Here is a 25,511-nt window from a genome sequence, read left to right on the forward strand (position 1 = left end):
GTATGCTCACGCTCGACCTGACCAACGCGCCCCGCTGGCATGATCTCGCCCCCGGCGTGCGGGTGCAGTTGCGCCCGCTGACCACCGCGCTGATGGTCGGCACGCGCAGCGATCCGGCCGTCGAGGCGGTGCCGGATGAGGCCAGCGACGAGGAACGTGCGGTCGCTTTCGCCAAGGCGCTGGCGCGACGGGCCGTACTCGCCTGGGAGGGCATCGGCGATGCAGACGGCAATCCCATCAACCCGAGCCCCGAGGCCATCGACGTGCTGCTCGATGTCTGGCCGATCTTCGAAGCCTTCCAACTGACCTACGTCTCGAAGGGGCTGCTGCTGGAACAGGAAAAAAACGCCTCCGCGCTCTCGCCGAATGGTTCTTCGGCGGGGGCGACAGGTATTGCCAAGCCTGCGCGCAAGCCTGCCCGGACTGCCCGGCGCGGCTGAACCGTCCGGAAACGCCGGAGGGTTGGCAGGTCTGGGACCTGGTCGGTCGCCTCGGCGGCCAGCTGCGTGTCCTGCCCGGCGCCGTGATCGGCTGGGACATGTCGGCGGCGCTGGCGCTCGGGAACGCGCTCGGCGTGCCGCCGCTCGCCATGGCCGAACTGCTGCCTGTCGTCGAGGCCGTGATGGTCACCAAACTCAACGAACAGATGGATCACTCCCATGGCTGAGAAGAGGGTCAGCGTCCGCCTCGCGGCCGTCGGCGGACGGCAGGTGCGCGCCGAACTGGAAGGTGTGGGCGAAGCTGGGTCGCGCGGCTTCGGACGGCTGAACCGGGAGATGGAAGCAGCCAATACCCGGCTCGCAGCCTTCTCGCGCCGGGCACGGATCGCGCTCACCGCAGCGTCGGCTGGCGTCACCACCGCGCTCGCCGCCATGACCCGCGCGACGATCCAGGTGGCCAATCAGACGCAAGCCTTCGCGCAGGTGGCCAACACCGCTCCCGAGGCGTTCCAGCGATGGGCGGGGGCATCCCGCACTGTCGGAATCAAGCAGGAAAAGCTCGCCGACATCCTCAAGGACGTGAACGACCGGGTCGGCGATTTCCTGAGCACCGGCGGCGGTCCGATGGCCGATTTCTTCGAACGGGTGGCGCCCCGGGTCGGCGTCACCGCCGATCAGTTCGCGCGCCTTTCCGGCCCAGAGGCATTGCAGCTCTATGTCGACACGCTGGAGCGCGCCGGTCTCAGCCAGCAGGAGATGACCTTCTATCTCGAGGCCATGACCTCGGCGCGGTGCTCGATGCCGGCGCCATCCAGGCATTGCAGCGCACCCAGATCGCGCTGGTGGGCGTCGGCCAGGTGTTCGAGGGCATCCGCAACCGGATCGGCGTGGCGCTGGCCCCGGCGGTCGAGGGGCTGGCCAACGCCTTCGTCGGTCTCGCCTCCGAAGGAGGCACGCTCAGGATCGCCAATATCGGCCGGCTCGCCACCTATGCCGCAACCTTCGCCGCCTTCATGGCGGGCCGCTGGGTGGCGAGCCTGGCGGTTGCCGCCGTCTCCGTGCGCGGCCTCGCCACCGCGCTGGTCGTCCTGCGCGGCGCGCTGATCGTCGGCGCGGGAGAACTGATCTACCAGTTCAGCCAGCTCGTCCGGGGTGCTGGCGGGTTCGGTGCCGCGCTCGAGCTGATGGGCAATGTCGCCAGGGCGGTCTGGGACGGGATCAAGGCCACGGCCGGGTCCTTCGTTGATGACTTCCGGGCGCTGCGCGCCGATGTCGAGGCGATCTAGCTGCGGCTGATGGCCTTCCTGTCGAACAAATGGGCCGATTTCCTCGGCAGCATCGGGCCGACCTTCAACGCGGTGGCGGAGACGATCGGTGCGGATGCACAGATCGACTGGTTCGGCGCGCAGTCCTACGCCTCGATGCTCGACCATGCCGCGAGCAACGCGGGTGTGATGGCTGACCGCTATCGCCAGCGCGCGATCGAGACCCGCGCCGGAGCCTTCGACGGTGTCGGCCCGGCGATGCAGGCGCTCAGCGATGCCATGCGCGGCGGAGATGAAGTCGGGGCGGACGCGCTGACCGAAGCCACCGGCGCGGCAGAGCGGTTCGAGACTGCGCTCGAGTGTGCAGGGAGTGCCGCAACGGGAGCAGGTACGGCCGCTGCGGCTGCAGCAGCAACGCCTGGCACCGAAGCCGCCGTACCGGCTGGCAGGCGGTCACAGCAGCACTCTCGGACTACGCCGGCAAGGCCCGCGAGATCGGAGGCGATATCGGCCAGAGCCTCGTCGGCGCCTTTCAGTCGGCCGAGAATGCGTTGGCCGAGTTCGTGAAGACCGGCAAGCTGAACTTCGGCGATCTGGTCACCTCGCTCATTGCCGATCTGGCCAAGCTCGCGGCGCGGTGCTTCATCCTCGGGCCGATCGCCAATGCGCTCTCCGGCGTGCTCGGCGGCGCGGGCGGCATCTTCGCCGACATCCTGCATGCGGGCGGGATGGTCGGCTCCGCCGGTCCCTCGCGGATGGTTCCGGCCATGGCCTTCGCCGCCGCGCCCCGGATGCATGCAGGCGGCATGGCCGGACTTCGCCACGATGAAGTCCCGGCGATCCTGCAGCGCGGAGAACGGGTGCTGTCGCGGCGCGAGGCCGCAAGCTACGGCGCGGGTGGCGGAGTCAACGTCACGATCATGGCCCGCGATGCCGAGAGCTTCCGGCAGTCCCGCACGCAGGTCGCGGCCGACATCGCCCGCGCCGTGTCGCTGGGCCGCAGGGGGATGTGAGGATCCGTCATGGCTTTCCACGAGGTCCGGTTTCCGGACGACATCAGCCGCAGTGCGCTCGGCGGGCCGGAGCGGCGCACCCAGATCGTCGAACTAGCCAGCGGCGACGAGGAGAGGAACGCCAGCTGGGCCAACTCGCGCCGTCGCTACGACGTCGCCTACGGCATCCGCCGCGCCGACGACCTTGCGGCACCGGTCGCCTTCTTCGAAGCGCGCAACGGTCGCCTGCACGGCTTCCGCTTCAAGGATTGGGGCGATCACAAGTCGTACCTGCCATCGGGCATGCCATCGCCAACCGACCAGGCGATCGCCACCGGCGATGGCGCCACAACCGCCTTCCAGCTGGTGAAGCGCTACGCCTCCGGCGCGCAATCCTGGACGCGCGCCATCGCCAAGCCGGTGGCAGGCAGCGTGCGCATCGCGCTGTCGGGCGTCGAGCAGCCTTCCGGCTGGTCCGTCGACACCACGACCGGCGTTGTCACATTCAGCATCGCACCGGCCTCCGGCGTCGCGATCACCACGGGCTTCGCCTTCGACGTGCCGGTCCGCTTCGACACTGACGCGCTCGACGTAACGCTCGACCTCGAGCGGCTCGGCTCGATCACCTCCATTCCGCTCGTGGAGACCCGGCGATGAACGACGAGACCGGCTTCTTCGCGGCAGTCCTGCGCGACCTTCTGGCCTCGACTGCGGTGATCCTTGCCGCCTGGGGCGCCCTCGGCGGCGCGACCAATGCGCTGACCACTCGGATGCGGTTGCGCGATGCGCTGCGGCACATCCTGCTCGGCGGGCTAATCGCGGCGGGGATGGGAAGCCTCTCGATGGCGCTCGTCACCCGCTGGCTCAGCCTGCCGCCCGAGGCCATCCCGGCCGGGGGTGCTGCAGGCTCGGCGGCCTATCTCGTCGGCGTCTTCGGCCCTGCCTTCATCGAACTCGTTCTTGTCCGGCTGCGTGGCGCGAAGGGAGGGACCGACGATGAATGAGCTTCTGCGTTTCGCGCGCACCCTCCGTTGCGACGCGACCGATCCCGGCCAGGCTTTCGGTCACCGCCTGCGCATCGGCCTCGCCATCGCCGCGCTGATCATGATCCTCTCTCTTCTCGGGTAATCCCATGCACATGACCGACCGGGGGCTGCTGGCCCTCACCCGGCACGAGGGCATCGTGCCGGCCCCTTATCGTGACGTGAAGGCCGTCTGGACCTTCGGTATCGGCCACACGGCGGCGGCAGGGCCGCCCGATCCGGCAAGGATGCCGCGTGGCATGCCCGCCGATCTCGATGCCGGGATCCGCGAGGCGTTTCGGGTCTTCAAAATCGACCTCGCGCGCTACGAGGCGGCTGTCCTGCGCGCGGTGAAGGTGCCGCTGGCGCCGCACGAGTTCGATGCGCTGGTTTCGTTCCACTACAATACCGGTGGTATCGCCAAAGCTGCGCTGACGCGTCACCTCAATGCCGGGAATCGCGTTGCAGCAGCCGTCGCGTTTCTGAACTGGCAACGCCCGGCGGCGATCATTTCCCGCCGGGAGGCCGAGCGCGACCTGTTCCGCCATGGCCGCTATCCCAGTGGCACGATCCCGGTCTGGTCCGTGGATCATGCAGGCCGCGTGGATTTCTCCCGGCCGATCAGTCGCCTGACCGAGGATGAGGCGCTGGCCCTTCTGCGGCCGTCGCCGCTGCCGCCTGTCCTCAAACCTGCACTCAACGCGTCGACTAGCTGGCTCGCCCGGCTGACCTCTTTTTTCTCCACCCTGATCCGGAGGGCCTGATCCCCATGCGCTACCTTCGCCCCACCTCGCTCACCTGGTGGGCGGGAGTCCTCGCCATGCTCACCGGCATCGCCTCGCTCGCGCTGCCTGCCACTGGCCCGCTCGGCGAGCTGTCCCGCCTCGTCGCGCTGCTTGCCGGCTCGGGGGATGCCTCGCCGGCGGGGCTCATCTTCCTCGGTCTCGGCCTCATCGGTCTGCGCGACCGGATCGAGCGCGGGTTCCGCGGCGATGCTTGAGTTCTTCACCGGTCTGGTCGCGGGCGGCTGCCTCGGTGTCTTCATCGTCGCCCTCTGCGTCGCCGCCGCGCGCGGGGAGCAGGACGATGGCTGAGATCCTGATCTGGCTGGTCGCGGCTCTGGGCGCGGTCGGGGGCGTCGCATTCGGCCGGGTCTGGGGGCGCGCAGAAGGAGAACGCGCGGGCAAACGGGAGGCGGAACGTGATGCCATGGAAGAGACGATCGGACGCATCGAACGCGGGCGCGACGCGCTTCGCGATGGCTGCGGCGCCGGCGATCCTGCTGACCGGCTGCGCCGCAACGATGGGCGCTGGTGACGCCGGCTGCGCCTCCTATGCCGAGGCCCGGCTCGCCCGACCGCCCGCCGAAACGGTCGCCGCCGTTCCGCCGCACTGGACGAACTGGATCGCCGATCTCGATGACCGAATGACGGGAACCTGCCGATGAAATCCCTCTCGCCAGCCCTGCAGGCCCATCTCGACGAGGGCACGACCAAGCTCGCCTGGTGCTGGCGGATCACGCACGCCGACGGCGTCACCTTCGGCTTCACCGACCACGACCGGACGCTCAGCTTTGACGGGACCGATTTCGAGCCCGAGAGCGGGTTGACCGCCTCGGAGGTCCGTTCTGGTTCGGATCTCTCGGTCGATGCGCAGGACGCCGAGGGCGTGCTGACCTCGGACCGCATCACCGAGACCGACATTCTCGACGGCCGCTGGGGCAACGCCGAGGTCGAGGTCTGGCGGGTGAACTGGGCCGACACCGGCCAGCGCGTGCTGATGCGGCGCGGTGCCATCGGCCAGATCCGGCGCGGCCGGCTGGCGTTTGTCGGCGAAGTGCGCTCGCTCGCCCATGTGCTGGGGCAGACGGTCGGGCGGACCTTCCAGGCGATCTGCGACGCGGCGCTCGGGGATGCGCGTTGCAGCGTCAATCTCGAGGACCCTGCCTTCAAGGGCGCTGGCGCCGTGATCGATCTGCTGCGCGACCGAGCCTTCACCGGCTCGGGCCTCGGCGGTTTCACCTCAGGCTGGTTCACCTTCGGCACGCTGGAATGGACCTCCAGCGCAAATGCGCGGAGACGCACCGAGGTGCTGGGCCATGACGTGACGGACGGGGTGGCGATCCTGACCCTGCTCGAAGCGCCGGTGCGGGCGATCGCCGAGGGCGACGGCTTGACCATCCGCGCCGGCTGCGACAAGCGCATGGAGACCTGCGGTACCAAGTTCGCGAACACCGCCAGTTTCCGCGGCTTCCCGCATATCCCCGGCCAGGACGCGGTGCTGCGCTACGCCACCAAGGATGGCGGGCATGACGGGGGCGTGTTGTGACGCCCGCCAACTCGAACGCGGTGATCGCCGCTGCCCGTGCCTGGCTCGGCACGCCGTACCATGACCAGGCCAGCCTGCGCGGCGTCGGCTGCGACTGCCTCGGGCTAGCCCGGGGCGTCTGGCGCGAGGTCGTCGGCCCCGAGCCGTTCCCGATCCCGCCCTACAGCCGCGACTGGGGCGAGTCCGGGTCGCGCGAGGTTCTCGCCGACGGAGCGCGGCGGATGATGATCGAAGTTGAACCCGCCGCCGCTGGTCCCGGCGCGCTGGTTCTGCTCCGCATGAAGCCGGGCGCCATCGCCAAGCATGTCGGGATCCTGACCGGTCCCGGCTCCTTCCTCCACGCCTACGAGCGGCTCGGCGTGATCGAGGAACCGCTCACCCACGCCTGGCGGCGGCGCATCGCCTTCGCCTTCCTGTTCCCGCAACGCTGAGACCAGACCATGGCCACCCTCGTCCTCGGCGCGGCCGGCGCCGCCATTGGCGGCTCGATCGGCGGCGCGATCCTCGGTGTCAGCGCCGCGACCATCGGCGGGTTCATCGGCTCCACCATCGGCTCGGTCGTCGACAGCTGGATCGTCTCGTCGCTGGCGCCCACGCAGCGCATCGAGGGCGCGCGGCTCGACACGCTGCGCATCACCTCCGCCACCGAGGGCGCGGTCATCCCGCGGCTCTACGGCCGGATGCGCATCGGCGGCAACATCATCTGGGCGACGGATTTCCGCGAGGAGACGAAGACCACCACGCAGGGCGGCGGCAAGGGTGGCGGGGGCGGCAAGGTCAAGACCACCGAGTATCTGTACTACGCCAGCTTCGCCGTGGCGCTTTGCGAGGGCTCCGAAGCCGGTCCCGCAGGGACCATTCTCTCCGGTGGAGAGAATGGAGGCGGAGGAGGCGCGGCAGGGCGGGGAATCACCGGCATCGGGCGCATCTGGGCGGACGGCAAGCCGATGGACCTCTCCGGCGTCACCTGGCGCTGGTATCCTGGGGACGAGGCGCAGAGCCCCGATCCGTTCATCGCCGCGAAGATGGGCGCGGGCAGCACGCCCGCCTATCGCGGCACCGCCTATGTGGTCTTCGAGGAACTGGCGCTCTCGAGCTATGGCAACCGCCTGCCGCAGCTGTCCTTCGAGGTATTCCGGCCGCTCGCGGATCCCGACACCGCCGAAGGGCTGACCCGCGCCGTCACCATGATTCCGGCCTCGGGCGAGTTCACCTACGCAACGCAGGCGATCCGGAAGACCGATGGCGGCGCGACGGTGCCCGAGAACCTGAACGCGCTGCCCGACTCCACCGACATGGTGGAGGCGCTCGACCGGCTGCAGGCGATGGCTCCGGCGGTCGAGAGCGTCAGCCTCGTGGTGGCCTGGTTCGGCGACGACCTGCGGGCGGGATCGTGCAAGGTGCGGCCGGGCGTCGAGGTGTCGGCCAAGTCGACCACGCCCGCCAGCTGGTCGGTCAACGGCGTGAGCCGCGCGGGCGCTTTCATCGTCAGCCGGGACGATCAGGATCGCCCCGTCTATGGCGGCACGCCGTCCGACTTCGCGGTGGTGCAGGCAATCCAGGAGATGAAGGCGCACGGGCTGCGCATCACCTTCTATCCCTTCATCCTGATGGACGTGCCGCCCGGCAACACGCTGCCGAACCCGTATTCCGACAACACCGCCGAGATCGGCCAGCCCGCATTCCCGTGGCGCGGCCGGATCACCTGTTCGCCTGCAGCGGGGTTCGCAGGATCGGTGGACAAGACCGCCACGGCGGCGAGCCAGGTCGCGGCGCTGTTTGGCGCGGCCACGCCCGCGAGCTTCAGCGTCTCGGGTCAGTCGGTTTCGTGGACCGGCGCTCCCGGCGACTGGGGTCTGCGGCGCATGGTGCTCCACTACGCCCATCTCTGCGCGGCAGCGGGCGGAGTCGATGCGTTCCTGATCGGGACCGAGATGCCCGGGCTCACGACGATCCGCTCGGGCGCCAGTACCTATCCGGCGGTGCAGGCCTATCGAGATCTGCTGGCGTATGTGCGCTCGATCCTCGGGTCCGGTTTGAGCCTCGGCTATGCCGCCGACTGGTCGGAATACTTCGGGCACCAGCCGGGCGACGGCAGCGGCGACGTGTTCTTCCACCTCGATCCACTCTGAGCCGATCCGGAGATCGATTTCGTCGGCATCGACAACTACATGCCGCTGTCGGACTGGCGCGACGGGTTCGAACATGTCGACGCGGCCGAGGGCTGGCCCGCGATCCACGACCGAGGCTATCTGCAGGGGAACATCGCGGGCGGCGAGGGTTTCGACTGGTTCTACGCCAGCGCGGCCGACCGAAGCGCGCAGGTGCGCACCCCGATCACGGACGGCAGCGCCGGAAAGCCGTGGGTCTTCCGCTACAAGGATCTGCGCGCCTGGTGGTCGAACCCGCATTACGACCGCCCCGGTGGGGTCGAGAGCGGCACCCCGACCGCATGGGTGCCGCAGTCCAAGCCGATCTGGTTCACCGAACTCGGCTGCCCGGCGATCGACCGGGGCACGAACCAGCCGAACGTCTTCTTCGACCCGAAGTCGTCGGAGAGCTTCACGCCGCATTTCTCGCGGGGCTGGCGGGACGACACGATCCAGCGCGCCTATCTCGAGGCGACCTGGCTCTGGTGGGGCGATGCCGCGAACAATCCGCTGTCCTCGGTCTATGGCGGCCGGATGGTGCATGTGCCGGAGTGCGCCGCCTGGACCTGGGACGCACGGCCCTATCCGTTCTTCCCGGCGCTGACCGACGTCTGGACGGACGGCGCGAACTGGCGGCTCGGCCACTGGCTGACCGGGCGCCTCGGCGCGGTGTCGCTGGCCGCACTCGTCCGGCATCTCTGCCTGCGCGCCGGGCTCCCCGAAAATCGCATCGACGTGACCGACCTCTGGGGTGCAGTCGAGGGCTACGCTATCGGCGCGCTCGAGTCCCCGCGCGCCTCCATCACCACGCTCGCGCGCCACTTCGGGTTCGACGCCGTCGAGACCGAGGGCGTGATCCGCTTCCGTCTACGCGGCCGGGCCTCCGTCGCGACGCTCGCGCCCGACGATCTGGTCGCCGCCCGCGAGGGCGACCTGCTGGAACTCACCCGCGGCCAGGAGACGGAACTCCCGCAGGCGTTGAAATGGCAGGTCGCGCGGGCGGACGAGGATTACGACGCGGCCCTCGTCGAGGCGCGGCGCATCACCGTCGACACGACCCGGATCGCATCGGAGTCCTTCCCGATGGCCGTGCCGCCCGAAGAGGCCGAGCGCCGCTGCCGCCGCGCGCTGATGGAGGCGTGGGTAGGCCGCGAGACGGCGGCCTTCCGTCTGCCGCCCTCGCGGCCCGCGCTCGATCCGGCCGATGCGATCCGGCTCGCCCATGACGGGCGACTGATCGATTTGCGGCTCGTCTCCATCGCCGATTCTGATGCCTGCGGCATCGAGGCGGTCCGCCATGACCGCGCAACCTACGACCTGCCGCCCGGCGATCCCCGCGCCGCAGCCTCGCTGACGCGCGCCGTCGTGTTTGGCGCGCCGGATGCGATGCTGATGGACCTGCCGCAGCTGACCGAGGATCAGCCCGCGCACCGGCCGCTGGTCGCCGCGCACGCTGTACCGTGGCCTGGCGAGATGGCGGTGTTCCGCAGCCCTTCGACGGACGGCTTCGAGCTGCTGACCACCTTTGGCAGCCGCGCCCGGATCGGGGCGCTGGTCTCGGACCTCTACGCCGGGCCCACCTCGCGCTTCGATCTCGGCAATGCTCTGGTGGTCGATCTGCTGACCGGCACGCTGGAAAGCGTCACCGATCTGACGCTCTTCGGCGGCGCCAATGCGCTCGCGATCGAGACCGCTCCCGGCATCTGGGAAATCGTGCAGGCGGGCGCGGCCGAACTTCTGGCGCCGGGGCGGTATCGCCTGACCCGGCTCCTGCGCGGGCAGCGCGGAACGGAAGGCGCCATGGGCAATCCGACCCCCGCTGGCGCACGGGTGGTGGTGCTCGACGACAGCCTCGCATCGCTGCCGATCGCCGAAGCCGATCTCGGGATACCGTGGAACTGGCGCATCGGCCCGGCGAGCCGCCCGGTCAACGACGAGACCTATGTGGCGCAGGCCTTCACGCCTTCAGGCGCCGGGCTGCGGCCGTTCTCCGTCGCCCATGTCGAGCAGCCATGGCGCACGCCGCGCACGCCAGGCGATCTGACCATCCGCTGGACGCGCCGGTCCCGCGCGCTCGCGGCCGACAGCTGGGGCGGGCTGGAAGTGCCGCTGGCCGAGGAACTGGAAGCCTACGAGGTCGAGATCCTCGACGGCGCCACCGTGAAGCGTGTGCTGAGCGCGAACACCACCAGCGCCGTTTACACCAGCGCCCAGCAGACCGCCGACTGGGGCGCGCCGCTCCGCCCCCGCGACACGCTCGACGTCCGCATCTCCCAGCTCTTCGCCCTCATGGGGCGGGGTGCACCCAAGGCTGTCACGCTGAGCTTCTGAGGGGGCGCAATGAGTTCTGGCAGGGCAAGCATCCTACGGCGTAAGCTTGGGACATGCGCCCCGAGGACGAAGACCGGATTGCCGCCCAGCTTGCCAGAGTGATGGCCGTGGCCTGCGTGCGAAACACGCAGCTCGAGACCCTGCATGCCGGCCTCACGCCCGTGTCGCACACGGGTGATGGCAGCGACGTCATCGTCGAGGACGCTGCGGGCAAACGCATTCCGTGGTCCGAGGTCTCGCGGATCAATGACGACGAAATGCGTGCGCTGATGCGCGAGATCGTGGACCGGCTCTACACCTTCCATCTGCGGATCGACGATCCGGCATTCCGGGCGGAGATCGATCGCTGGGCCGCGATGACCGCGAAGTGGGATGCGCCGAAGCCCGATCCGGTTCTCTCGGCCATCCCAGCGAAGACGCCCGAACGCGGGTAGCCCGCCACCGCCAATCGCCGTGCCATTGTTCGCCGCCTGCCATGCAGGCGGCGTTCTTCGTTCTGGAGACCGCCCATGTCCGACGCCACGACCCATCTCCTGCTGCCCTACATCCTGGCGGCGCAGGCCCAGAAGCACGTCACCCACAACGAGGCGCTGCGGCTGCTCGACGGGCTGGTGCAGCTCTCGGTTCACGACCGGAACCTGACGGCGCCACCCGCCAGCCCCGCCGACGGTTACCGCTACATCGTCAGCTCGGGCGCGACCGGCGACTGGGCGGGCTGGGATCTGAACATCGCGATCTGGACCGACGGCGCCTGGCTCCGCCTGCCGCCGCGAGTTGGCTGGCGGGCGTGGGTTGAGGACGAAGGTCTGCTGCTGGTCTACGACGGCTTCGGCTGGGTCGACACAACGCCGGCCGCGCTGCAGAACCTTGCGCTGTTGGGGCTCGGCACAACGGCTGACGCCGCCAATCCCTTCTCGGCCAAGCTGAACGCCGCACTCTGGACGGCCAGGACCATCGCCGAAGGCGGCACGGGCGATCTGTTCTACACCATGAATAAGGAAGCTGCGGGCGATGATCTCGGGCTGACGCTGCAGACCGCCTTTGTGACCAAGGCGCTGATGGGCCTCTTCGGCTCGGACCGGTTCCGCCTCGCGGTCTCCGCCGACGGCAGCAGCTTCTTCGACGGGCTGATCGTCGACAACGCCACCGGCATCGTCGACCAGCCCCGGTTGCCGCGTTTCAAGGCCTACACCAACTACGACAACTACGTCGCCGTCGATACCTGGACGAAGATCGGTATCAACAACACCGACTATAACGATCAGGGCGCCTTCGACGCCGGAAACAACCGTTTCGTCGCGCCGGTCGCCGGCACATATCAGTTCGGTGCAACGCTGCTCTATAAGGTCAACGCCAGTACCAATGCCCGCATGCGCGGGCGGCTGGTGCTGAACGGTGCGACTGAAATCCGGGGATCGCGGGGCGAGATTTCCGGGGCGCATGCCTCCGAGGCGACGACACTCTGGCTGCAGACCATAGTGCTGCTCGCCCCGGGCGACACGGTCGAGCTTCAGGGCACCTTCCGCACGGCCGACGGATATTTCGCCGCCGACCACACCTCCTTCTGGGGCTGCAAGGTCGGCTGAGCAGCGGAAGGTCGTGGCCAGACGAGATGGCGCAGGATAATCTCGTCCCATGAACAAGGACGCCGAAAAACGGATCGCGGCCAAGCTCGCCAAAATCATGGTGATGCTTTGCGTGCGCAACACTCATATCGAAAACATCCACGCAGGTCTCACGCCTGTAACCCATACCGGTGACTGGAACGACGTCACCGTGGTCGATGCCGATGGCAGGCGCATCCCGTGGACTGAGGTGTCACATATCACCGACGAGGACATGCGCGAGCTGATGCGGCAGATCGTCAACCGACTCTACACGTTCCACCTCTGCGCGGACGACCCGGAGCTGCAGGCCGAAATCGAAAAGTGGATGGCTGTCGCGGGGAAGTGGGACGAGCCGGAAATCGACCCGAGGATAGTCGGGCGTCGTGAAATCCAACCCGGAACCTGAAGGCCGCGATCAACCCTCGCATGCGCCGGGCGCATAGATGATCGCGATCGCATCGAAATGTGGTATGTTACTTCCTCGAATCAGGCGCAGTTCGCATGGACTGCATGGGCACGATTTTATGACGGCGCGGGAAGGATTGCGAGAAGATTGAAAGAATATATTGGATCGGCCGTCATTGGGATTTCTATTTTATTGGCCTTTGCGCTGATTTTTGTTTTATTTTTATCTGACAGTATATTTACAAATGAAAGCACTCTCGGTGATAAATCCATCGAGGATTTTAATGATATATCAAATTACCTCGAGCATTATAAAGCGGAGTACATTGTGTGGGCAATGGGCGAGCAGGTGCAACACCATGAGTGGAATCTGAGGAGTACAAAATTTCTATTTTGGCTTTCAACTCTAGTTTCTGTATCTGGAATTGCATTCTCTTTCTGGCAGTTTACAAAGGCTGATGAATACGACAAAAGAGCATCAGAGGCAGACGAGGTCACACTGAAGAATTCTGTCGCCGAGTTATCGTTCAAATCACGCTCGATTGCTTCGTTTATTCTGTCGCTCAGCCTGATATATCTTTTTGTTTACGTTAAATTCCTTTATCCTATTCAGAATCTTCCTGAGCGGCCAAAATTTGAGGCCTCTGTCGACGCCCCACAGGATGACAGTTCGGTTTCTTCCGAAGCAAGGAGCGATGGCGATGTTGCGAGCGACTAGTGGGGCATTGAGTGGCCTTTTGTTCTGCATAATTAAATTTGCAACTCCAGCGATGGCGCAGTCTGGATCCGCAGATTTTCCATCGTTTGCACCTGGCCTTCCAGAGGTTAGTTCTGGCGTTCAGTTTTGCAACAAGAGTCGTGGGAGCGATTTTATCTGGGTCGCAATAGGCCATTACGAAGACGGAAAATGGTTTAGAGAAGGCTGGTGGAAGATTCCATTTAATGATTGCAGGGTGGTGTTATCTGGAGTTGCAAATCGGTACATGTATTACTATGCCCACAATGGCGATGGCAGAATCTGGGGGGGAGATGATAGGCTATGCATCAGGTCAAGTGCCTTCAAAATTGAAAGTGATTCATGTAGCTCCGAGAATATTAGAGGATTCAAGAAATTGGATTTGGCGAACTCAACGTCTTTCCGAATGACATTGGAATAGGCTTACAGGGAGACCTTGTTGCGCAAGGCTCAGGACTCGTTCTGGATCATAGCCAGAACAAGACGGTTGCGGCGAGCATGATCGCAGAGAAGAAGGTTTCCGGGCACCGGTCGTATCGGGTAGCAACGCGCCGCCAGTCTTTGAGCCTGCCGAACATGATTTCGATGCGGTTGCGGCGTTTGTCGTATTTGACGGGCTTCTTTCGGGACTTCCGACCGGGGATGCAAACCTTTATCCCTTGTCTTTCAAGGCTTCCCGGAACCAATCGGCGTCATAGCCCCGGTCGGCCAGAAGCCACCCCGCCTTCGGCAGACTGCCCAGCAGAGCCGCTACGCCGATGTAATCGCTGACCTGGCCGGCCGACATGAAGAACCCGATCGGCCGCCCCTTTGCATCGGCGACCGCGTACAATTTGGTGTTCATGCCACCTTTGGTCCGCCCGATCTGACGTTCACGCCCCCTTTTTCACCCGCAGGCTCGACGCCGTGCGGTGTGCCTTGAGATAGGTCGCATCGACCATGATCGTCTTGTGTTCGGCGCTCTCGGTGGACAGGCCCACCATGATCCGGGCGAAGACGCCATTGTCGCTCCAACGCTTCCACCGGTTGTAGAGGGTCTTGGCCGGGCCGTATTCCTTCGGCGCATCACGCCAGCGCAACCCATTTCGATTGATGAATATTATGCCACTCAGGACGCGACGATCATCGACGCAGGGCTTGCCATGGCTCTTCGGAAGGAAAGGTTTGAGGCGCTCCATCTGGGCGTCGGACAGCCAATAAAGGTTGCTCATCGTTCAGGTCTCCTTGCGGGGCCTGAATCATGCCAAAGGCCTGAAATCAATAGGTCCTGAGTCTAAGCAGCGACCAGTCTGGCTACGGGCCTGACAGGCTGTCGAGCGCGTCGCTGAGCGAACTGTTGAGCTTCGCGAGGCGGCCCGGACTGGCCGAAGCGGAAACGAAAGCGCGCCTGCGCTCCAGAGTCACCCGGTCGTTGCCAGTCATGCTGATAACGTGGCCCACGAAGCCCGCACCGTCGACCGCAGCCCAAACCATGTCCCGCTCGGGGTCGAAGTTGAGTAGGCCCGCGCCGAATTGATGCATCGCATTGAGCAGATCATCCTGCATCGACCGCACGTCTCCTGCCTCACGAAGAACGGGCCAGGAGATATCTTGGTCGGTGACGATCAATACGTCGGGCTGGCCTGCGTCACCAGCGCAGACGATCACCATGGCGTGGAGCGACGCCTCGTCTGGCCGCGCCTCCGCGTTCGCCGGTGAGCACGATAGCGGCGTCAACTTGATATCCGCCGGACCTGCCACCACGCAGCCCGCGCCTAGCGCGAGGAATGTGGTCCCGAAGAGCGCATGGGGGCGGGACATCCAACTCACAGCTTAAGTGCGGCCTTTGTTTTTGGGCCTACAATCCCATCCACTGTGAGGCCATTGACCCGCTGGAACTCCATCACGGCGGCCCGCGTAGCGGGCCCAAAGATCCCATCGACATCCATGTCGAGCCCAAGCAATAAGTTCAGCGCTTTCTGCAAATCCTCGACTATCTGCCCGCGGTCGCCAAAGTCGGTCAGACCGTTGTCGAAGCTGGGACTTCCCTTCGTGAGTTTGCCCTCGTCCGCCCATTTTCGGATCAGCTGCTCGGAGGCTTCAAAATGCATCGAGTCCTCAGTCGGGAAGGCCGCGCCCCAGAAGAGGCCATGATCATTGAAAACCTTATAGATCTTAAGCAGGCCTTTTTGGGTACGTTCGTCGCCGCGCCTGTCGAGTCGTCCCTCGAGTGTGAGGTCGATGGCGGTGCCCCACGAGTGATTCGAGATCGCCGACCGTGAATCACGAACGTAACGGCAACAGAGCATCCCCATATGGCCGAGCGCATCGTAGACCTCGCGCTCCTGCGCGCGTATATCGGCCAAGATCGACCGAAGCGTCTCGACGGCAGGCTTAAGCCCTGAAACTTGGAAAGGGCCGACGTCTTCACTGACGACCTGCGAAAGGATCGCTTGGTTGTTGGGCCATCGGCAGTCGTCGTCGTAAGTGCCACGCGGGCTACCGAGTAGCGACAGCATCGTCGAGTTCCGCGCGCCTGACAGATTTCCGTTGATGCTCCGCCGATCTATCCCGAGCGAGGCGAATGTTACTGTTTGAGAAAGGCTCATCAGTCTCTCCATCAAGTCTAAGGAACTACGTCGAAAGCGCTATCAATTAGGAGGCTGATCAGGCCCGACCGAAACCGCTCGAGCGAGTTTTGCGTTACGCCGGCGGCCTGCAGGGCGTGCATCTTCATATTGCTCCGCCGCGCAGCAATCAGTAACTCAAACTCGTCGCGCTCGAGATCACCCTTGGCAAGCGCTCGAGTCCAGCGCTCAAGCTTTTCACGCGTGTCGCGGAGGAATGTCTCGGTGTCCTTTCCGGCTTGATCTACGGCATCTTTCACTGTCTGTGCAGCTAGGAGGCGCGCGCCATCCAGCACGTGCTTGCTGAAATCATCCCACTGAAAGCTCATGTCATTGGCCCCCTTGGTCGGGCGAACAATCGTCAGCGGCCTTCTTTGTGATCTCGACGCAGATCAGCGTGTCGAAGGCAAAGGCGATCTCACCGGCGAATTCTTCGCGGAAGACGGAACCGAAGCGCTCACGCCGTGCCCATTCCGCAGCGAAGGTGCCGACTAGTCCGGCGTTGGGATCGCGGATCATCCGCCACTGCTCGGTGACTACCTCATTGCGCGGCAGTCCACGGGCATATTCGTAAGCGGAATCAATGTCGGTCAGAAGCGACGCGACTTCCTTACGACGTTCGAGGAATGGTTCGTCAGAGGATACTACCAGTGCTAAACTGCGTGCTTTCAAGCTGGTGGCGTTTCGGTATGCCTGTTCCGAAAACGGACTGGCAAGCGGTGTGCAGGCAAATATAGCAAACGCCAGTCCGAGCGCGAGCCATCGCGTCTTGAACAGTACAAGCAAAGTTGCACCGTCGCAGGTGCAGGTGTTCCTTGACCTCAACTCAACGTCTCCGCGACCCGCTAATCACTATCACGATAGCACAGTTTTGAGCGTGCTGGCTGCAAAACTGCTGCGAGTTCCACTATCACTGGTAGACGCTATCCCACACTCTCACCCCACAGCAGAGCGGTCACGCCGGACGCTTCGAGCAGGCGGCCTGCCGATAAATTAATAAAAACATGGTATTAGCGGTGGAGAAGGTCCGATTTCAGGCCCATCCCCTCCGCCACTTGCCCTCGCGAAAGCGTTCTCCCAATCCGGCTCCGGCCGGATTTTTCCGTTGTTTTCGAGGGTTATGCGGATGGGGTTGTTAACCGGCCTTGGCGGCAGTAAGTCCGAAAGCGTTTTCTGTGGGCCAGTATTCTCCACACCTGTTAACCGCGCGCGTTCCGGTTAAGCACCGAAACTCATTGATAAATCACAAGATATTCTCTGTCATTGTCCGCACAGGTTCGTCAGTCCGTGCGGGAAGAGAATGGAACACATATCGAACCCGTCATTCCGACTTGCGCCACCGTCACCGTAGCGCGGCTTCTCGCAGTCTGCACGCTGGCATCGTCCTCACTGACCAAAGCCGCGAACCGTGCCAGTGCTTCGGTCACGATGCGGCCCTGGTCGTGGATGCTCTGGATGATCTCGGCAGCCGAGCGGTCGTCGAATCTTGCGACGGTGCTTGGATTGACCGCCTTGAGGTCGAAGACGGCGGCGTCAATGGCCAACGCTTGCGCCTCCAGTTCCCGCGCCGCCCCGTCCCGTATATCACCATTGCCCCCAACGAAATCCGGGGGGTGAAGACGGAGGAATCCGTCCGGAAGGTGCCGCTTGTCGGGGAAGCCCTGTGGGCGGTCGGACAGGCCATGACCACCGAAGGCCCCTACCTGTTCCCCGTGTTCCAGCCCAAGCGACCGGGCAAGGCGTTCAATGCCGAGACGGCATCTGCGGCGCTCATTAAGTGGCTCAGGGAAAACAATCTGGCGACGGAGCGGCAGGGGATGCACAGCTTCCACCATACGCTTGCAGACCGCCTCAGGAATGCCGGGGTTCCCAAGGATGTCCGGGAACAGGCCAGTGCCGCCGGACACCGCTCCCAATTGAATGCCTGCCTTGATTACGTCCGGGAAGGGGATGTGCTCGTGGTAACGGCTTTGGACCGGCTGGCCCGGAGCATTCATCATCTGAGCGGCATTGTCCGGACCTTGGAGACCAAGGGAGTTTCCCTGCGCATCCTGAATCTTGGGGTGGATACCTCGACCCCGACCGGGCGGCTTATGCTGACCCTGCTGGGCGGTGTTGCTCAGTTCGAGCGGGAAGTGATGCTTGAGCGCCAGCGCGAAGGGATCGCCAAGGCCAAGGAAGCCGGGAAATACAAAGGCCGGAAACCCCGCCGTGTCCATATCCTCGTGAAGCCCACGCGGCCGGACATTTCCACCAACCTTGTCGTCACCACCGACCGGCGCACCTACATGATCGAGCTGCGCGCGCGGGAATCGCTCTACATGCCGACCGTGGCATGGGCCTATCCGGCACCGCCTGTCGGCCAGCGCCAGACGGTCCCGGCCGCGCCGATCATTCCGGCCGAGGCGGCGCGGAACTATCGTTACGCCTTGCAGGTGCAGGGCGACAGCCCGCCATGGCGGCCGGTTTCCGTCTTCGACGATGGCAGGCGATGTCGATGAAGCCGAGGAAACTGTCTGAGGTTTTGTCGTGGCGGGCTGCCAGGCGGCGACTGTTCTTGAGTTTGTTGAAGCACCGTTCGACCATATTGCGCAGCGTATAGATCGTCATGTCGATCACCTTGCGGTTCTTTTGCATCGGGATCATGGGCGGCGCATTACGGCTCTCGATGTCTTCTCGAATTTCAGCTGCATCATAGCCCCTGCCGGCGACCAACACGGCAGGTTTCCGGCCATCACCAGGTCATGGCCCGTATAGTCTGAATCCTGTCCGGGCGTGTGCTCGGTCCTCATCGGGAGGTCCGCGCCTTTGACGCGGAGTTGGATCCTGGTCGAGAACCCACCTCTTGAACGGCCAAGAGCCTCTTTCGGAGTCCCCGTTATCGGGTCGAAATGCCCACCGGGCGTTTCTTGGCCTCAAACTGCGTCGGCCGCATGATGGTGGCCCTGATCACGGGGCTGTCGATCATCTGGAGCTTGTCGGGCGCAACACCGGCGTGGTTCAAAGCATCCAGGATGTCCTCCCACAGCCCGGCGAGCGTCCCGCGCCGGAACTGCCGGCGGACGGAGGACGGAGGACCACCTGCCAAACTCCTCTGGCAGGTCCCGCCAGGGTGCACTGCTCCGCGCGACCCAGAAATGCCACAGAACGAGTCGATGGTCCGCAGGCTTGCGCCCGTTCGAATGCCGGACGGCTCGGATGAAGCCCCCAAGGAATGCCCATTCGTCGCCGGACATCAGGTTGCATGCCAAGGTCACATCTAGGGATGACCTCGAATCACAGCCGACCGCGCAGGGAAATCCTTTTTCCAACATGACTTACACGCGCCCCTTGCGCGCGGGGATGGCGATTGTGCCCCCGAACTGGTGGATGGCGCCGTATGGGATCCGCTCCATCACGCCCACCCGGGCGCTATCGTCATCTGCCGCCATGGTGTGGAGCCCCGCAGGGCGGATCCGGATTTGATATTCGAGGACAGGATTTATCGGCACCTGCCCCATCGCGGTGCGCCTTCGGATCGTCGCCGCCTTCAGCTTCTTCCAGGGGGTTCCGTCGGGCGCGGCCTGCCGCTTGAAGTTTGTCATCGCCGACGACCGCAGCAGCTCGGCGACAGACGTATAGAACCCGCGCCGCTCCTCCATGCGCCGGATGATCCCGGCCAGTGCCGCGCGGGCCTCCTGGTCGTTGACCTCGATCGTGAACGTGCCTGGCATCTGGAAATTCTCGTGCTGAACGGCTATGATTGAAGCGCGTCGGTAATCCGAAGAACGGTGATGTTCCTGGTAGGCCCCCGACGCTGCCGCCGGATCACCCCGGCGGCTGTATTCTTTCGACCAAACGAGCTTCCCACCGCGCCGCAAAGCCAGCAGGCCCAGATCCGCCTGACGGTTCTTTTTCGTCGGATTGCAGGCCGTAACCGCCTCCCACCACCGTCGGCCCACCTCGAACACGACGATCAGGCCGGTATCGCCATCCGTCCGGATATAGCGGCGATCGACGAGGAGTTTCTCCTCGCCCGATTTCCAAATCGCGCAGGTTGAGCGGGAGCGGCTTCGCCATGAAGGGGCGGAATTTGGAGAGCAGATCCGCAATGGGCTCCGGCGTGTCGATCCTGACCGCATGGCGACCGTCGAGCGTCAGACCGCCCGCATCATCTTCGAGCTTCGGCGGCACGAGGCCGCGCTCCCAGAGGTTCCCGGGCTGATAATCCCAGCCGAAACCCACGCCCTCGGGCTGATCGACCATGCCGCTGGCACGGTGATGATAAGGCCGCGTGATCGTGGCGGGTGCGGGCGCATCCCAGCGGGGTTGCAGCCCGGCGTTCCGACATCGCCCGCACGCCGCAACTGCACATCCAGTCGTTGGGCGGAAAGTGGATGTCCCACCATGGATCGCCCCACCGCAGCACCAGCCTGTCCCAGAAGAGGTGCTGCGGGCGCGGAGCCATCGGCGTCCGGCTCTCGGCATGGATATATTGCCACCAGGGCTGAATCCTGACGACATCCGGATCGCGCATCATCGCGAGGCGTCCGGCCATGTAGCTTGTGCGGCTGTTGGTCGCGAAGATCGTCCGGATCCGCCATTGCAGGACCAGCCGTATCTTTCGACGAGCCGGTCGAAATCCGCTGCCAAGGCGGCATAGCCAGCCATTTCCGGTTCGATCGGTCGGCCTGGAAGTCGCGGTCCCTGGCCTCGTCGGTTCACTTGAGCCGGTGGCGTTCACCGGTCCGATGTCAGTGATGGCCGGGCGCTTTCCACCATTCCCGGGCGTTCCGCCGTACCGTGCGTACCCTCAAAGCATTGATCCACATCGATCTTTCGATCCGAGCCCCTGGGCAGGTCCGTTCTCACCGGCACGGCCAGCCACATCAAGGGCAAGTCGGCGCCACACCCGAAGCCTCACAGCCCCGATCCCGAACCCGCGGTCGAACTTCCGCCTCGCTCCGGCTCCCCACTCACCCACGAAACACGCAGAAGGTCAGGGGCGGGAAATTTATGCGCGCTTTACGCGACATGCGTGGATTCACATAGCCCGTTTACGCCCCGAGGCACGATCATGCCCGCATCGAAACCGTGGGAGACCTGCAATGGCAGACCTCATCTATCTTTCCCTTGGCCTCGGTGGCTTTGCCCTTTTCGCAGGGGCTGCGCGTCTGATCGGCGGATTGTGAGGGAGCGATGTTCGACATTGTTCTGGGGCTCGCCGCAGCGGCGGGCATCTTCGGCTTTCTGATCCTGGCGCTGCTGCGCCCGGGCCGGTTCTGAGGGGGCGGTGATGCAGGTTCTTGCCGGATATATCCTGTTCTGCGCGGTGCTGACGGTGGGGGGCTGGTTCCTTGCTGCGGCCATGATGCGCATCTATTCGGGCGAGCGCACGGTGCTTTCCCCCATCCTCGGCCCGGTCGAGCGCGGGTTCTACGCATTGGCCGGGGTGAAGCCCGATCAGTCGCAGGGTTGGATGACCTATGCGATGGCGGTTCTCATCTTCAACCTTCTGGGTTTCCTCCTCCTTTACGCGATCCTGCGGTTACAGGGCCTGTTGCCGCTGAACCCCGACGGGATTGCAGCCATGGCACCCGATCTCGCCTTCAACACGGCGGTCAGCTTCGTGACCAACACCAACTGGCAGGCCTATTCGGGCGAGGCGCAACTCAGCTATCTCAGCCAGATGGCCGGGCTGACGGTGCAGAACTTCGTCTCGGCCGCCACCGGGATGGCGGTGGGCATCGCGGTGATCCGCAGTTTCACCGGGCCAAAGGGGGCGGGCCTCGGCAATTTCTGGGCGGACATGACCCGTTCGGTTCTTTACATCCTGCTGCCGCTGTCGGTGGTCATCGGGCTGGTGCTGATCGTGCAGGGCGTGCCGCAGACGCTGCTGGGGGCGGCCCATGTCACCACTCTGGAAGGCGCCGATCAGGTCATCGCGCGCGGCCCGGTGGCGGCGCAGGCCGCAATCAAGCAGCTCGGCACCAATGGCGGCGGCTTCTTCGGCGTGAACGCGGCCCACCCGTTCGAGAACCCCACGGTGATCGCGAACATGGTGCAATGCCTGTCGATCCTGCTGATCCCGGTGGGGTTCTGCTTCCTTTTCGGGCGTATGGCGCGCGATGCGCGGCAGGGCTGGGCGATCTTCGCCGCCATGGGGGTGATGTTCCTCGCGGGGCTCGCGGTGATCCATTGGGGCGAGACCGGGGGCAATCCCATCCTCGGCGCGGGCGCGAACCTGGAGGGCAAGGAAATGCGCTTCGGCGCCACCCTCTCGGCGCTCTGGGCCGAGGCGACCACCGCGGCCTCGAACGGCTCGGTCAACGCGATGCACGACAGCTTCATGCCGCTCTCGGGCATGGTCGCGATGCTCAACATGATGATCGGAGAGGTGATCTTCGGCGGTGTCGGCGCGGGGTTGTATGGGATGCTGCTTTATGTCGTGCTGGCGGTGTTCCTGGCCGGGCTGATGGTGGGGCGGACGCCGGAATACCTCGGCCGCAAGATCGAGGGGCGCGAGGTGACGCTGGCGATCCTCGCCTTCCTGTCGATGCCGCTCGGTATCCTGCTGGGCGGGGGGATCTCGGCCACGGTGCCGGCGGCGCTGACCTCGGTGCAGGAGGCAGGGCCGCACGGGCTGTCGGAAATCCTCTATGCCTATGCCTCGGCTACCGGAAACAACGGCTCGGCCTTCGCGGGCTGGGGCGCGGCGACCCCGTGGCAGACCACCGCACTGGGGCTGCTGATGATCCTCGGCCGCTATGCGGTCATCGTGCCGATGCTGGCCATTGCCGGGTCGCTGGCGGCAAAGCAGCCCGCGCCTGTCACGGCGGGCAGCTTTCCGACCCATGGGCCGCTCTTCGTAACGCTGCTGGTGCTGACCGTGGCAATCCTCGGCGCGCTGACCTTCTTCCCGGCGCTGGCGCTTGGCCCCATCGCGGAACAGACGGCGCTGATCGCCGGGCAGCGGTTCTGACCCCTCCGGCGGCCCCGCCCGGGCCGCCCGTTCCCCCCATCGAAGGACAAGGGAAATGTCCACCGCAACGGCCCAAGGCGGCCTCTACCTTTCGGCCTTCAAGGCCGGTTTCGCGAAACTCCATCCGCGCGCGCTGATGGGCAATGCGGTGATCTTCGTCACCGCCGTCACGGCAGTGCTGACCACCCTGCTGTCGCTGCGTGATCTCGCCATCGGGGCCGAGGGCTGGGGCGTCAGCCTTCAGATCGCCTTCTGGCTCTGGATCTGCGTGCTGTTTGCGAACTTCGCCGAGGCGCTGGCCGAGGGTCGCGGCAAGGCCCGCGCCGACAGCCTGCGCGCCACCAAGGCGGAAACCATGGTGAAGCTGCTGGCGCATGAGGGCGATCCGTCCCCGCGCGAGGTGCCCTCGTCCTCCCTGCGCGCCGGGCAGTTGGTGCTGGTCCGGGCGGGCGACCTGATCCCCACCGATGCCGAGGTGATCCGCGGCGTCGCCTCGGTCGATGAAAGCGCCATCACCGGGGAAAGCGCGCCGGTGATCCGCGAATCCGGCGGCGACCGCTCATCGGTCACGGGCGGCACGCGGATCGTTTCGGACGAACTGGTGCTGCGCATCGTCGCCGAACCGGGCAAGAGCTTCCTCGACCGGATGATCGCGCTTGTCGAGGGGGCGGAGCGGCAGAAGACCCCGAACGAGATCGCGCTGAACATCCTGCTGGCGGGGCTGACGCTGATCTTCCTGTTCGTGGTGGTCACGCTGGAGCCCTTTGCGCGCTACTCCGGCTTGGTGATCCCGGTCATCACGCTGGCCGCGCTGTTCGTGACGCTGATCCCCACCACGATCGGCGGGCTGCTCTCGGCCATCGGCATCGCGGGCATGGACAGGCTGGTGCGGGCCAATGTCATCGCAAAATCCGGCCGCGCGGTCGAGGCGGCGGGGGATGTGGATACGCTGCTCCTGGACAAGACCGGGACGATCACCTTCGGCAACCGCATGGCGGATGCCTTCGTGCCCGCGCTTGGCATCGGCGAGCGGCAGTTGATCGAGGCGGCCTTCCGCGCCTCGCTGTCGGACGAGACGCCCGAGGGCAAGTCCATCGTGGATCTGGCGCGGAAACTGGAGCCCGGGCTGGCCGCCGATACGGCGAGGCCGGGGGAACCGATCGCGTTTTCCGCCCAGACCCGGTTGTCCGGTGTGGACCTGTCCGGAATGCGGTTGCGCAAGGGGGCGGTGGATGCGGTCGAGCGCTTCACCGGCACGCAGGCCGACCCAACGCTGCGGGCGCGGGTCGAGGAGATCGCCCGGTCGGGCGGCACGCCGCTGCTGGTCGCGCAGGACGGCACGATCCTCGGCGCGATCCACCTCAAGGACGTGATCAAGCCCGGTGTGCGCGAGCGTTTCGCGGAGCTGCGGGCCATGGGTATCCGCACGGTGATGATCACCGGCGACAACCCCCTGACCGCCGCCGCCATCGCCGCTGAGGCCGGGGTGGACGACTTTCTGGCCGAGGCGACACCCGAGATGAAGCTGGACTACATCCGCCGCGAACAGGCGGGCGGGCGGCTGGTCGCCATGTGCGGGGACGGCAGCAACGACGCCCCGGCACTGGCACAGGCGGATGTCGGCGTGGCGATGAACTCGGGCACGCCCGCCGCCAAGGAGGCCGCGAACCTGATCGACCTCGACAGCGACCCGACCAAGCTGATCGAGGTGGTGATGGTGGGCAAGCAACTGCTGATCTCGCGCGGGGCGCTGACCACGTTCAGCATCGCCAACGACGTCGCGAAATACTTCGCCATCCTGCCGGCGCTGTTCGTGGCGGCCTTCCCCGGCCTCGCGGTGCTGAACGTCATGGGGCTGGAGAGCGCGCAAAGCGCCATCCTGTCCGCGGTGATCTTCAACGCGCTGATCATCGTGGCGCTGATCCCGCTGGCCCTGCGCGGGGTGCGCTACCGGCCTGCGAGCGCTGCGGCGCTGCTGCGGCGCAACCTGACGATATACGGTCTGGGCGGGCTGATCACGCCCTTCCTCGGCATCAAGGCCATCGACATGGCCGTGACCGCCCTCGGCCTCGCCTGAAGGAGAATGCCATGCTGACCCAGCTTCGCCCCGCCCTTGTGATACTCGTTGCGATGACCGTGCTGACCGGCCTTGCCTATCCGCTGGCGATGACCGGCATCGCGCAGGTGATCGCCCCCGACACCGCCACCGGCAGCCTGATCCGGCGCGATGGCCGCGCCATCGGTTCGGCCCTGATCGCGCAGCGCTTCATGGGGGCGGGCTACCTGCACCCGCGCCCCTCGGCGGGCAACTATGACCCCATGTCCTCGGGCGGCTCGAACCTCGGCCCGACCTCGGCCGCGCTGGCGGCCGCGGTCGCCGCGCGCCGCACGGAATGGGAAACGGCCAATGGCGGCACGGCGCCGGTCGATGCGGTGACAAGCTCGGGCTCCGGGCTCGATCCCCATATCTCGCCCGCGAACGCCCGGGGGCAGGCCGCGCGCATCGCCGCGGCTCGGGGTGTGCCAACCGCCGAAGTGCTGCGGATCGTTACCGATCATATCGAAACCCGCTGGCTCGGACTTTATGGCGAGCCGCACGTCAATGTCCTGCTGACCAATCTGGCGCTTGACGCGGCCCTGCCGCTGCGGCCTGCTGGCGGCAGTTGAG

Annotated in this window: 25 protein-coding genes and 4 pseudogenes; 21 read left to right on the forward strand and 8 right to left on the reverse strand. The window is 65.5% G+C overall.

Features of this window, described 5'->3' with window-relative positions:
- Positions 1-2 precede the first annotated feature (2 nt).
- The 17 genes and pseudogenes from QM789_RS01970 (at position 3) to QM789_RS02050 (ending at position 13,697) form a co-directional block, all read left to right on the forward strand.
- The gene (locus tag QM789_RS01970) at positions 3-440 is read left to right on the forward strand and encodes a hypothetical protein (protein ID WP_420350286.1); all 438 of its coding nucleotides are present in this window, start codon (positions 3-5) and stop codon (positions 438-440) included.
- Between the two features lie 98 nt (positions 441-538).
- Positions 539-667, forward strand: a complete 129-nt coding sequence (locus QM789_RS01975) for a DUF7697 family protein (RefSeq protein WP_420350287.1) — start codon at positions 539-541, stop codon at positions 665-667.
- Positions 660-2,718: pseudogene (locus QM789_RS01980) on the forward strand (phage tail tape measure C-terminal domain-containing protein). Before QM789_RS01975 ends, QM789_RS01980 begins: the two are co-directional and overlap by 8 nt.
- Positions 2,719-2,727: 9 nt before the next feature.
- Positions 2,728-3,354: a phage distal tail protein, Rcc01695 family gene (locus QM789_RS01985; protein ID WP_420350288.1), complete on the forward strand. Its 627-nt coding sequence runs from the start codon at positions 2,728-2,730 to the stop codon at positions 3,352-3,354.
- Positions 3,351-3,701, forward strand: a complete 351-nt coding sequence (locus QM789_RS01990; RefSeq protein WP_420350289.1) for a hypothetical protein — start codon at positions 3,351-3,353, stop codon at positions 3,699-3,701. Before QM789_RS01985 ends, QM789_RS01990 begins: the two co-directional genes overlap by 4 nt.
- The gene (locus tag QM789_RS01995; RefSeq protein WP_420350290.1) at positions 3,694-3,825 is read left to right on the forward strand and encodes a hypothetical protein; all 132 of its coding nucleotides are present in this window, start codon (positions 3,694-3,696) and stop codon (positions 3,823-3,825) included. The genes QM789_RS01990 and QM789_RS01995 overlap by 8 nt, the downstream gene beginning before the upstream one ends.
- A 4-nt stretch (positions 3,826-3,829) precedes the next feature.
- Positions 3,830-4,483 carry a lysozyme gene (locus QM789_RS02000; RefSeq protein WP_420350291.1) on the forward strand — a complete coding sequence of 218 codons (654 nt, stop codon included), beginning with the start codon at positions 3,830-3,832 and terminating at the stop codon, positions 4,481-4,483.
- A 5-nt stretch (positions 4,484-4,488) separates the two neighbouring features.
- Positions 4,489-4,719, forward strand: a complete 231-nt coding sequence (locus tag QM789_RS02005; RefSeq protein ID WP_420350292.1) for a hypothetical protein — start codon at positions 4,489-4,491, stop codon at positions 4,717-4,719.
- 86 nt (positions 4,720-4,805) lie between these two features.
- Positions 4,806-5,036: a hypothetical protein gene (locus QM789_RS02010; RefSeq protein WP_420350293.1), complete on the forward strand. Its 231-nt coding sequence runs from the start codon at positions 4,806-4,808 to the stop codon at positions 5,034-5,036.
- A gap of 126 nt (positions 5,037-5,162) precedes the next feature.
- Positions 5,163-6,047, forward strand: a complete 885-nt coding sequence (locus tag QM789_RS02015) for a DUF2163 domain-containing protein (RefSeq protein ID WP_420350294.1) — start codon at positions 5,163-5,165, stop codon at positions 6,045-6,047.
- On the forward strand, positions 6,044-6,478 hold the full coding sequence (locus QM789_RS02020; RefSeq protein ID WP_420350295.1) for an NlpC/P60 family protein: 435 nt from the start codon (positions 6,044-6,046) through the stop codon (positions 6,476-6,478). The genes QM789_RS02015 and QM789_RS02020 overlap by 4 nt, the downstream gene beginning before the upstream one ends.
- A 9-nt stretch (positions 6,479-6,487) precedes the next feature.
- Positions 6,488-10,528, forward strand: a pseudogene (locus QM789_RS02025) (baseplate multidomain protein megatron).
- A 53-nt stretch (positions 10,529-10,581) separates the two neighbouring features.
- Positions 10,582-10,962, forward strand: a complete 381-nt coding sequence (locus tag QM789_RS02030) for a hypothetical protein (RefSeq protein ID WP_420350296.1) — start codon at positions 10,582-10,584, stop codon at positions 10,960-10,962.
- A gap of 75 nt (positions 10,963-11,037) precedes the next feature.
- Entirely contained in the window at positions 11,038-12,114 is a 1,077-nt protein-coding gene (locus tag QM789_RS02035) for a DUF2793 domain-containing protein (protein ID WP_420350297.1), read from the forward strand.
- Between the two features lie 49 nt (positions 12,115-12,163).
- Positions 12,164-12,541 carry a hypothetical protein gene (locus QM789_RS02040; RefSeq protein ID WP_420350298.1) on the forward strand — a complete coding sequence of 126 codons (378 nt, stop codon included), beginning with the start codon at positions 12,164-12,166 and terminating at the stop codon, positions 12,539-12,541.
- Positions 12,542-12,598: 57 nt separating this feature from the next.
- Entirely contained in the window at positions 12,599-13,258 is a 660-nt protein-coding gene (locus tag QM789_RS02045) for a hypothetical protein (protein ID WP_420350299.1), read from the forward strand.
- Between the two features lie 52 nt (positions 13,259-13,310).
- The gene (locus QM789_RS02050) at positions 13,311-13,697 is read left to right on the forward strand and encodes a DUF1036 domain-containing protein (RefSeq protein ID WP_420350746.1); all 387 of its coding nucleotides are present in this window, start codon (positions 13,311-13,313) and stop codon (positions 13,695-13,697) included.
- 46 nt (positions 13,698-13,743) lie between these two features.
- Here QM789_RS02050 and QM789_RS02055 read toward each other — a convergent pair.
- The 6 genes and pseudogenes from QM789_RS02055 to QM789_RS02080 all read right to left on the reverse strand — a co-directional run bounded on the left by QM789_RS02055 (position 13,744) and on the right by QM789_RS02080 (position 17,426).
- Positions 13,744-14,487: pseudogene (locus QM789_RS02055) on the reverse strand (IS5 family transposase).
- 82 nt (positions 14,488-14,569) lie between these two features.
- Positions 14,570-14,926 carry a hypothetical protein gene (locus QM789_RS02060; RefSeq protein ID WP_420350300.1) on the reverse strand — a complete coding sequence of 119 codons (357 nt, stop codon included), beginning with the start codon at positions 14,924-14,926 and terminating at the stop codon, positions 14,570-14,572.
- Between the two features lie 155 nt (positions 14,927-15,081).
- On the reverse strand, positions 15,082-15,864 hold the full coding sequence (locus QM789_RS02065; protein ID WP_420350301.1) for a peptidoglycan-binding protein: 783 nt from the start codon (positions 15,862-15,864) through the stop codon (positions 15,082-15,084).
- Between the two features lie 17 nt (positions 15,865-15,881).
- Positions 15,882-16,211 carry a hypothetical protein gene (locus tag QM789_RS02070; protein WP_420350302.1) on the reverse strand — a complete coding sequence of 110 codons (330 nt, stop codon included), beginning with the start codon at positions 16,209-16,211 and terminating at the stop codon, positions 15,882-15,884.
- 1 nt (position 16,212) lies between these two features.
- On the reverse strand, positions 16,213-16,668 hold the full coding sequence (locus QM789_RS02075) for a hypothetical protein (protein WP_420350303.1): 456 nt from the start codon (positions 16,666-16,668) through the stop codon (positions 16,213-16,215).
- A gap of 494 nt (positions 16,669-17,162) precedes the next feature.
- A complete protein-coding gene (locus tag QM789_RS02080; RefSeq protein WP_420350304.1) occupies positions 17,163-17,426 on the reverse strand; it encodes a hypothetical protein in 264 nt (87 codons plus the stop codon).
- 138 nt (positions 17,427-17,564) lie between these two features.
- On the opposite strand from QM789_RS02080, the gene QM789_RS02085 reads away from it, so the two are divergent.
- On the forward strand, positions 17,565-18,383 hold the full coding sequence (locus QM789_RS02085; RefSeq protein WP_420350305.1) for a recombinase family protein: 819 nt from the start codon (positions 17,565-17,567) through the stop codon (positions 18,381-18,383).
- Here QM789_RS02085 and QM789_RS02090 read toward each other — a convergent pair.
- Both QM789_RS02090 and QM789_RS02095 read right to left on the reverse strand, forming a co-directional pair.
- A pseudogene (locus QM789_RS02090) lies at positions 18,361-19,139 on the reverse strand (IS5 family transposase); the annotation flags it as partial. The gene QM789_RS02085 and the pseudogene QM789_RS02090 sit on opposite strands and share 23 nt — an antisense overlap.
- A gap of 60 nt (positions 19,140-19,199) precedes the next feature.
- Complete coding sequence (locus QM789_RS02095; protein ID WP_420350306.1) at positions 19,200-19,973, reverse strand: phage virion morphogenesis protein; 774 nt, start codon at positions 19,971-19,973, stop codon at positions 19,200-19,202.
- 1,184 nt (positions 19,974-21,157) lie between these two features.
- Between QM789_RS02095 and kdpA the strand changes: the two genes are divergently transcribed.
- Genes kdpA through kdpC form a run of 3 tightly spaced genes read left to right on the forward strand, consistent with a single transcriptional unit; the run spans position 21,158 to position 25,510 of the window.
- On the forward strand, positions 21,158-22,843 hold the full coding sequence (kdpA, locus tag QM789_RS02100) for a potassium-transporting ATPase subunit KdpA (RefSeq protein ID WP_420350307.1): 1,686 nt from the start codon (positions 21,158-21,160) through the stop codon (positions 22,841-22,843).
- Positions 22,844-22,898: 55 nt separating this feature from the next.
- Complete coding sequence (gene kdpB, locus QM789_RS02105; protein ID WP_420350308.1) at positions 22,899-24,920, forward strand: potassium-transporting ATPase subunit KdpB; 2,022 nt, start codon at positions 22,899-22,901, stop codon at positions 24,918-24,920.
- Between the two features lie 11 nt (positions 24,921-24,931).
- Positions 24,932-25,510, forward strand: coding sequence for a potassium-transporting ATPase subunit KdpC (kdpC, locus tag QM789_RS02110; RefSeq protein WP_420350309.1), 579 nt, complete (start codon positions 24,932-24,934; stop codon positions 25,508-25,510).
- Position 25,511: the final 1 nt, after the last annotated feature.

This window comes from Paenirhodobacter sp., from assembly GCF_047600745.1.
Classification (GTDB): Bacteria; Pseudomonadota; Alphaproteobacteria; order Rhodobacterales; family Rhodobacteraceae; genus Rhodobacter.

Bases quoted from the DNA above. Each gene is read 5' to 3' on its own strand.
- QM789_RS01985 (WP_420350288.1), top strand. From the start codon at position 2,728: ATGGCTTTCCACGAGGTCCGGTTTCCGGACGACATCAGCCGCAGTGCG.
- kdpB (WP_420350308.1), top strand. From the start codon at position 22,899: ATGTCCACCGCAACGGCCCAAGGCGGCCTCTACCTTTCGGCCTTCAAG.
- QM789_RS02000 (WP_420350291.1), top strand. From the start codon at position 3,830: ATGCACATGACCGACCGGGGGCTGCTGGCCCTCACCCGGCACGAGGGC.
- QM789_RS02010 (WP_420350293.1), top strand. From the start codon at position 4,806: ATGGCTGAGATCCTGATCTGGCTGGTCGCGGCTCTGGGCGCGGTCGGG.
- QM789_RS01995 (WP_420350290.1), top strand. From the start codon at position 3,694: ATGAATGAGCTTCTGCGTTTCGCGCGCACCCTCCGTTGCGACGCGACC.
- QM789_RS02040 (WP_420350298.1), top strand. From the start codon at position 12,164: ATGAACAAGGACGCCGAAAAACGGATCGCGGCCAAGCTCGCCAAAATC.
- QM789_RS02005 (WP_420350292.1), top strand. From the start codon at position 4,489: ATGCGCTACCTTCGCCCCACCTCGCTCACCTGGTGGGCGGGAGTCCTC.
- QM789_RS02065 (WP_420350301.1), bottom strand. From the start codon at position 15,864: ATGAGCCTTTCTCAAACAGTAACATTCGCCTCGCTCGGGATAGATCGG.
- QM789_RS02015 (WP_420350294.1), top strand. From the start codon at position 5,163: ATGAAATCCCTCTCGCCAGCCCTGCAGGCCCATCTCGACGAGGGCACG.
- kdpC (WP_420350309.1), top strand. From the start codon at position 24,932: ATGCTGACCCAGCTTCGCCCCGCCCTTGTGATACTCGTTGCGATGACC.
- QM789_RS02085 (WP_420350305.1), top strand. From the start codon at position 17,565: ATGACCACCGAAGGCCCCTACCTGTTCCCCGTGTTCCAGCCCAAGCGA.
- QM789_RS01970 (WP_420350286.1), top strand. From the start codon at position 3: ATGCTCACGCTCGACCTGACCAACGCGCCCCGCTGGCATGATCTCGCC.
- QM789_RS01975 (WP_420350287.1), top strand. From the start codon at position 539: ATGTCGGCGGCGCTGGCGCTCGGGAACGCGCTCGGCGTGCCGCCGCTC.
- QM789_RS01990 (WP_420350289.1), top strand. From the start codon at position 3,351: ATGAACGACGAGACCGGCTTCTTCGCGGCAGTCCTGCGCGACCTTCTG.
- kdpA (WP_420350307.1), top strand. From the start codon at position 21,158: ATGCAGGTTCTTGCCGGATATATCCTGTTCTGCGCGGTGCTGACGGTG.
- QM789_RS02070 (WP_420350302.1), bottom strand. From the start codon at position 16,211: ATGAGCTTTCAGTGGGATGATTTCAGCAAGCACGTGCTGGATGGCGCG.
- QM789_RS02030 (WP_420350296.1), top strand. From the start codon at position 10,582: ATGCGCCCCGAGGACGAAGACCGGATTGCCGCCCAGCTTGCCAGAGTG.
- QM789_RS02045 (WP_420350299.1), top strand. From the start codon at position 12,599: ATGTGGTATGTTACTTCCTCGAATCAGGCGCAGTTCGCATGGACTGCA.
- QM789_RS02035 (WP_420350297.1), top strand. From the start codon at position 11,038: ATGTCCGACGCCACGACCCATCTCCTGCTGCCCTACATCCTGGCGGCG.
- QM789_RS02060 (WP_420350300.1), bottom strand. From the start codon at position 14,926: ATGGTGATCGTCTGCGCTGGTGACGCAGGCCAGCCCGACGTATTGATC.
- QM789_RS02050 (WP_420350746.1), top strand. From the start codon at position 13,311: ATGGCGCAGTCTGGATCCGCAGATTTTCCATCGTTTGCACCTGGCCTT.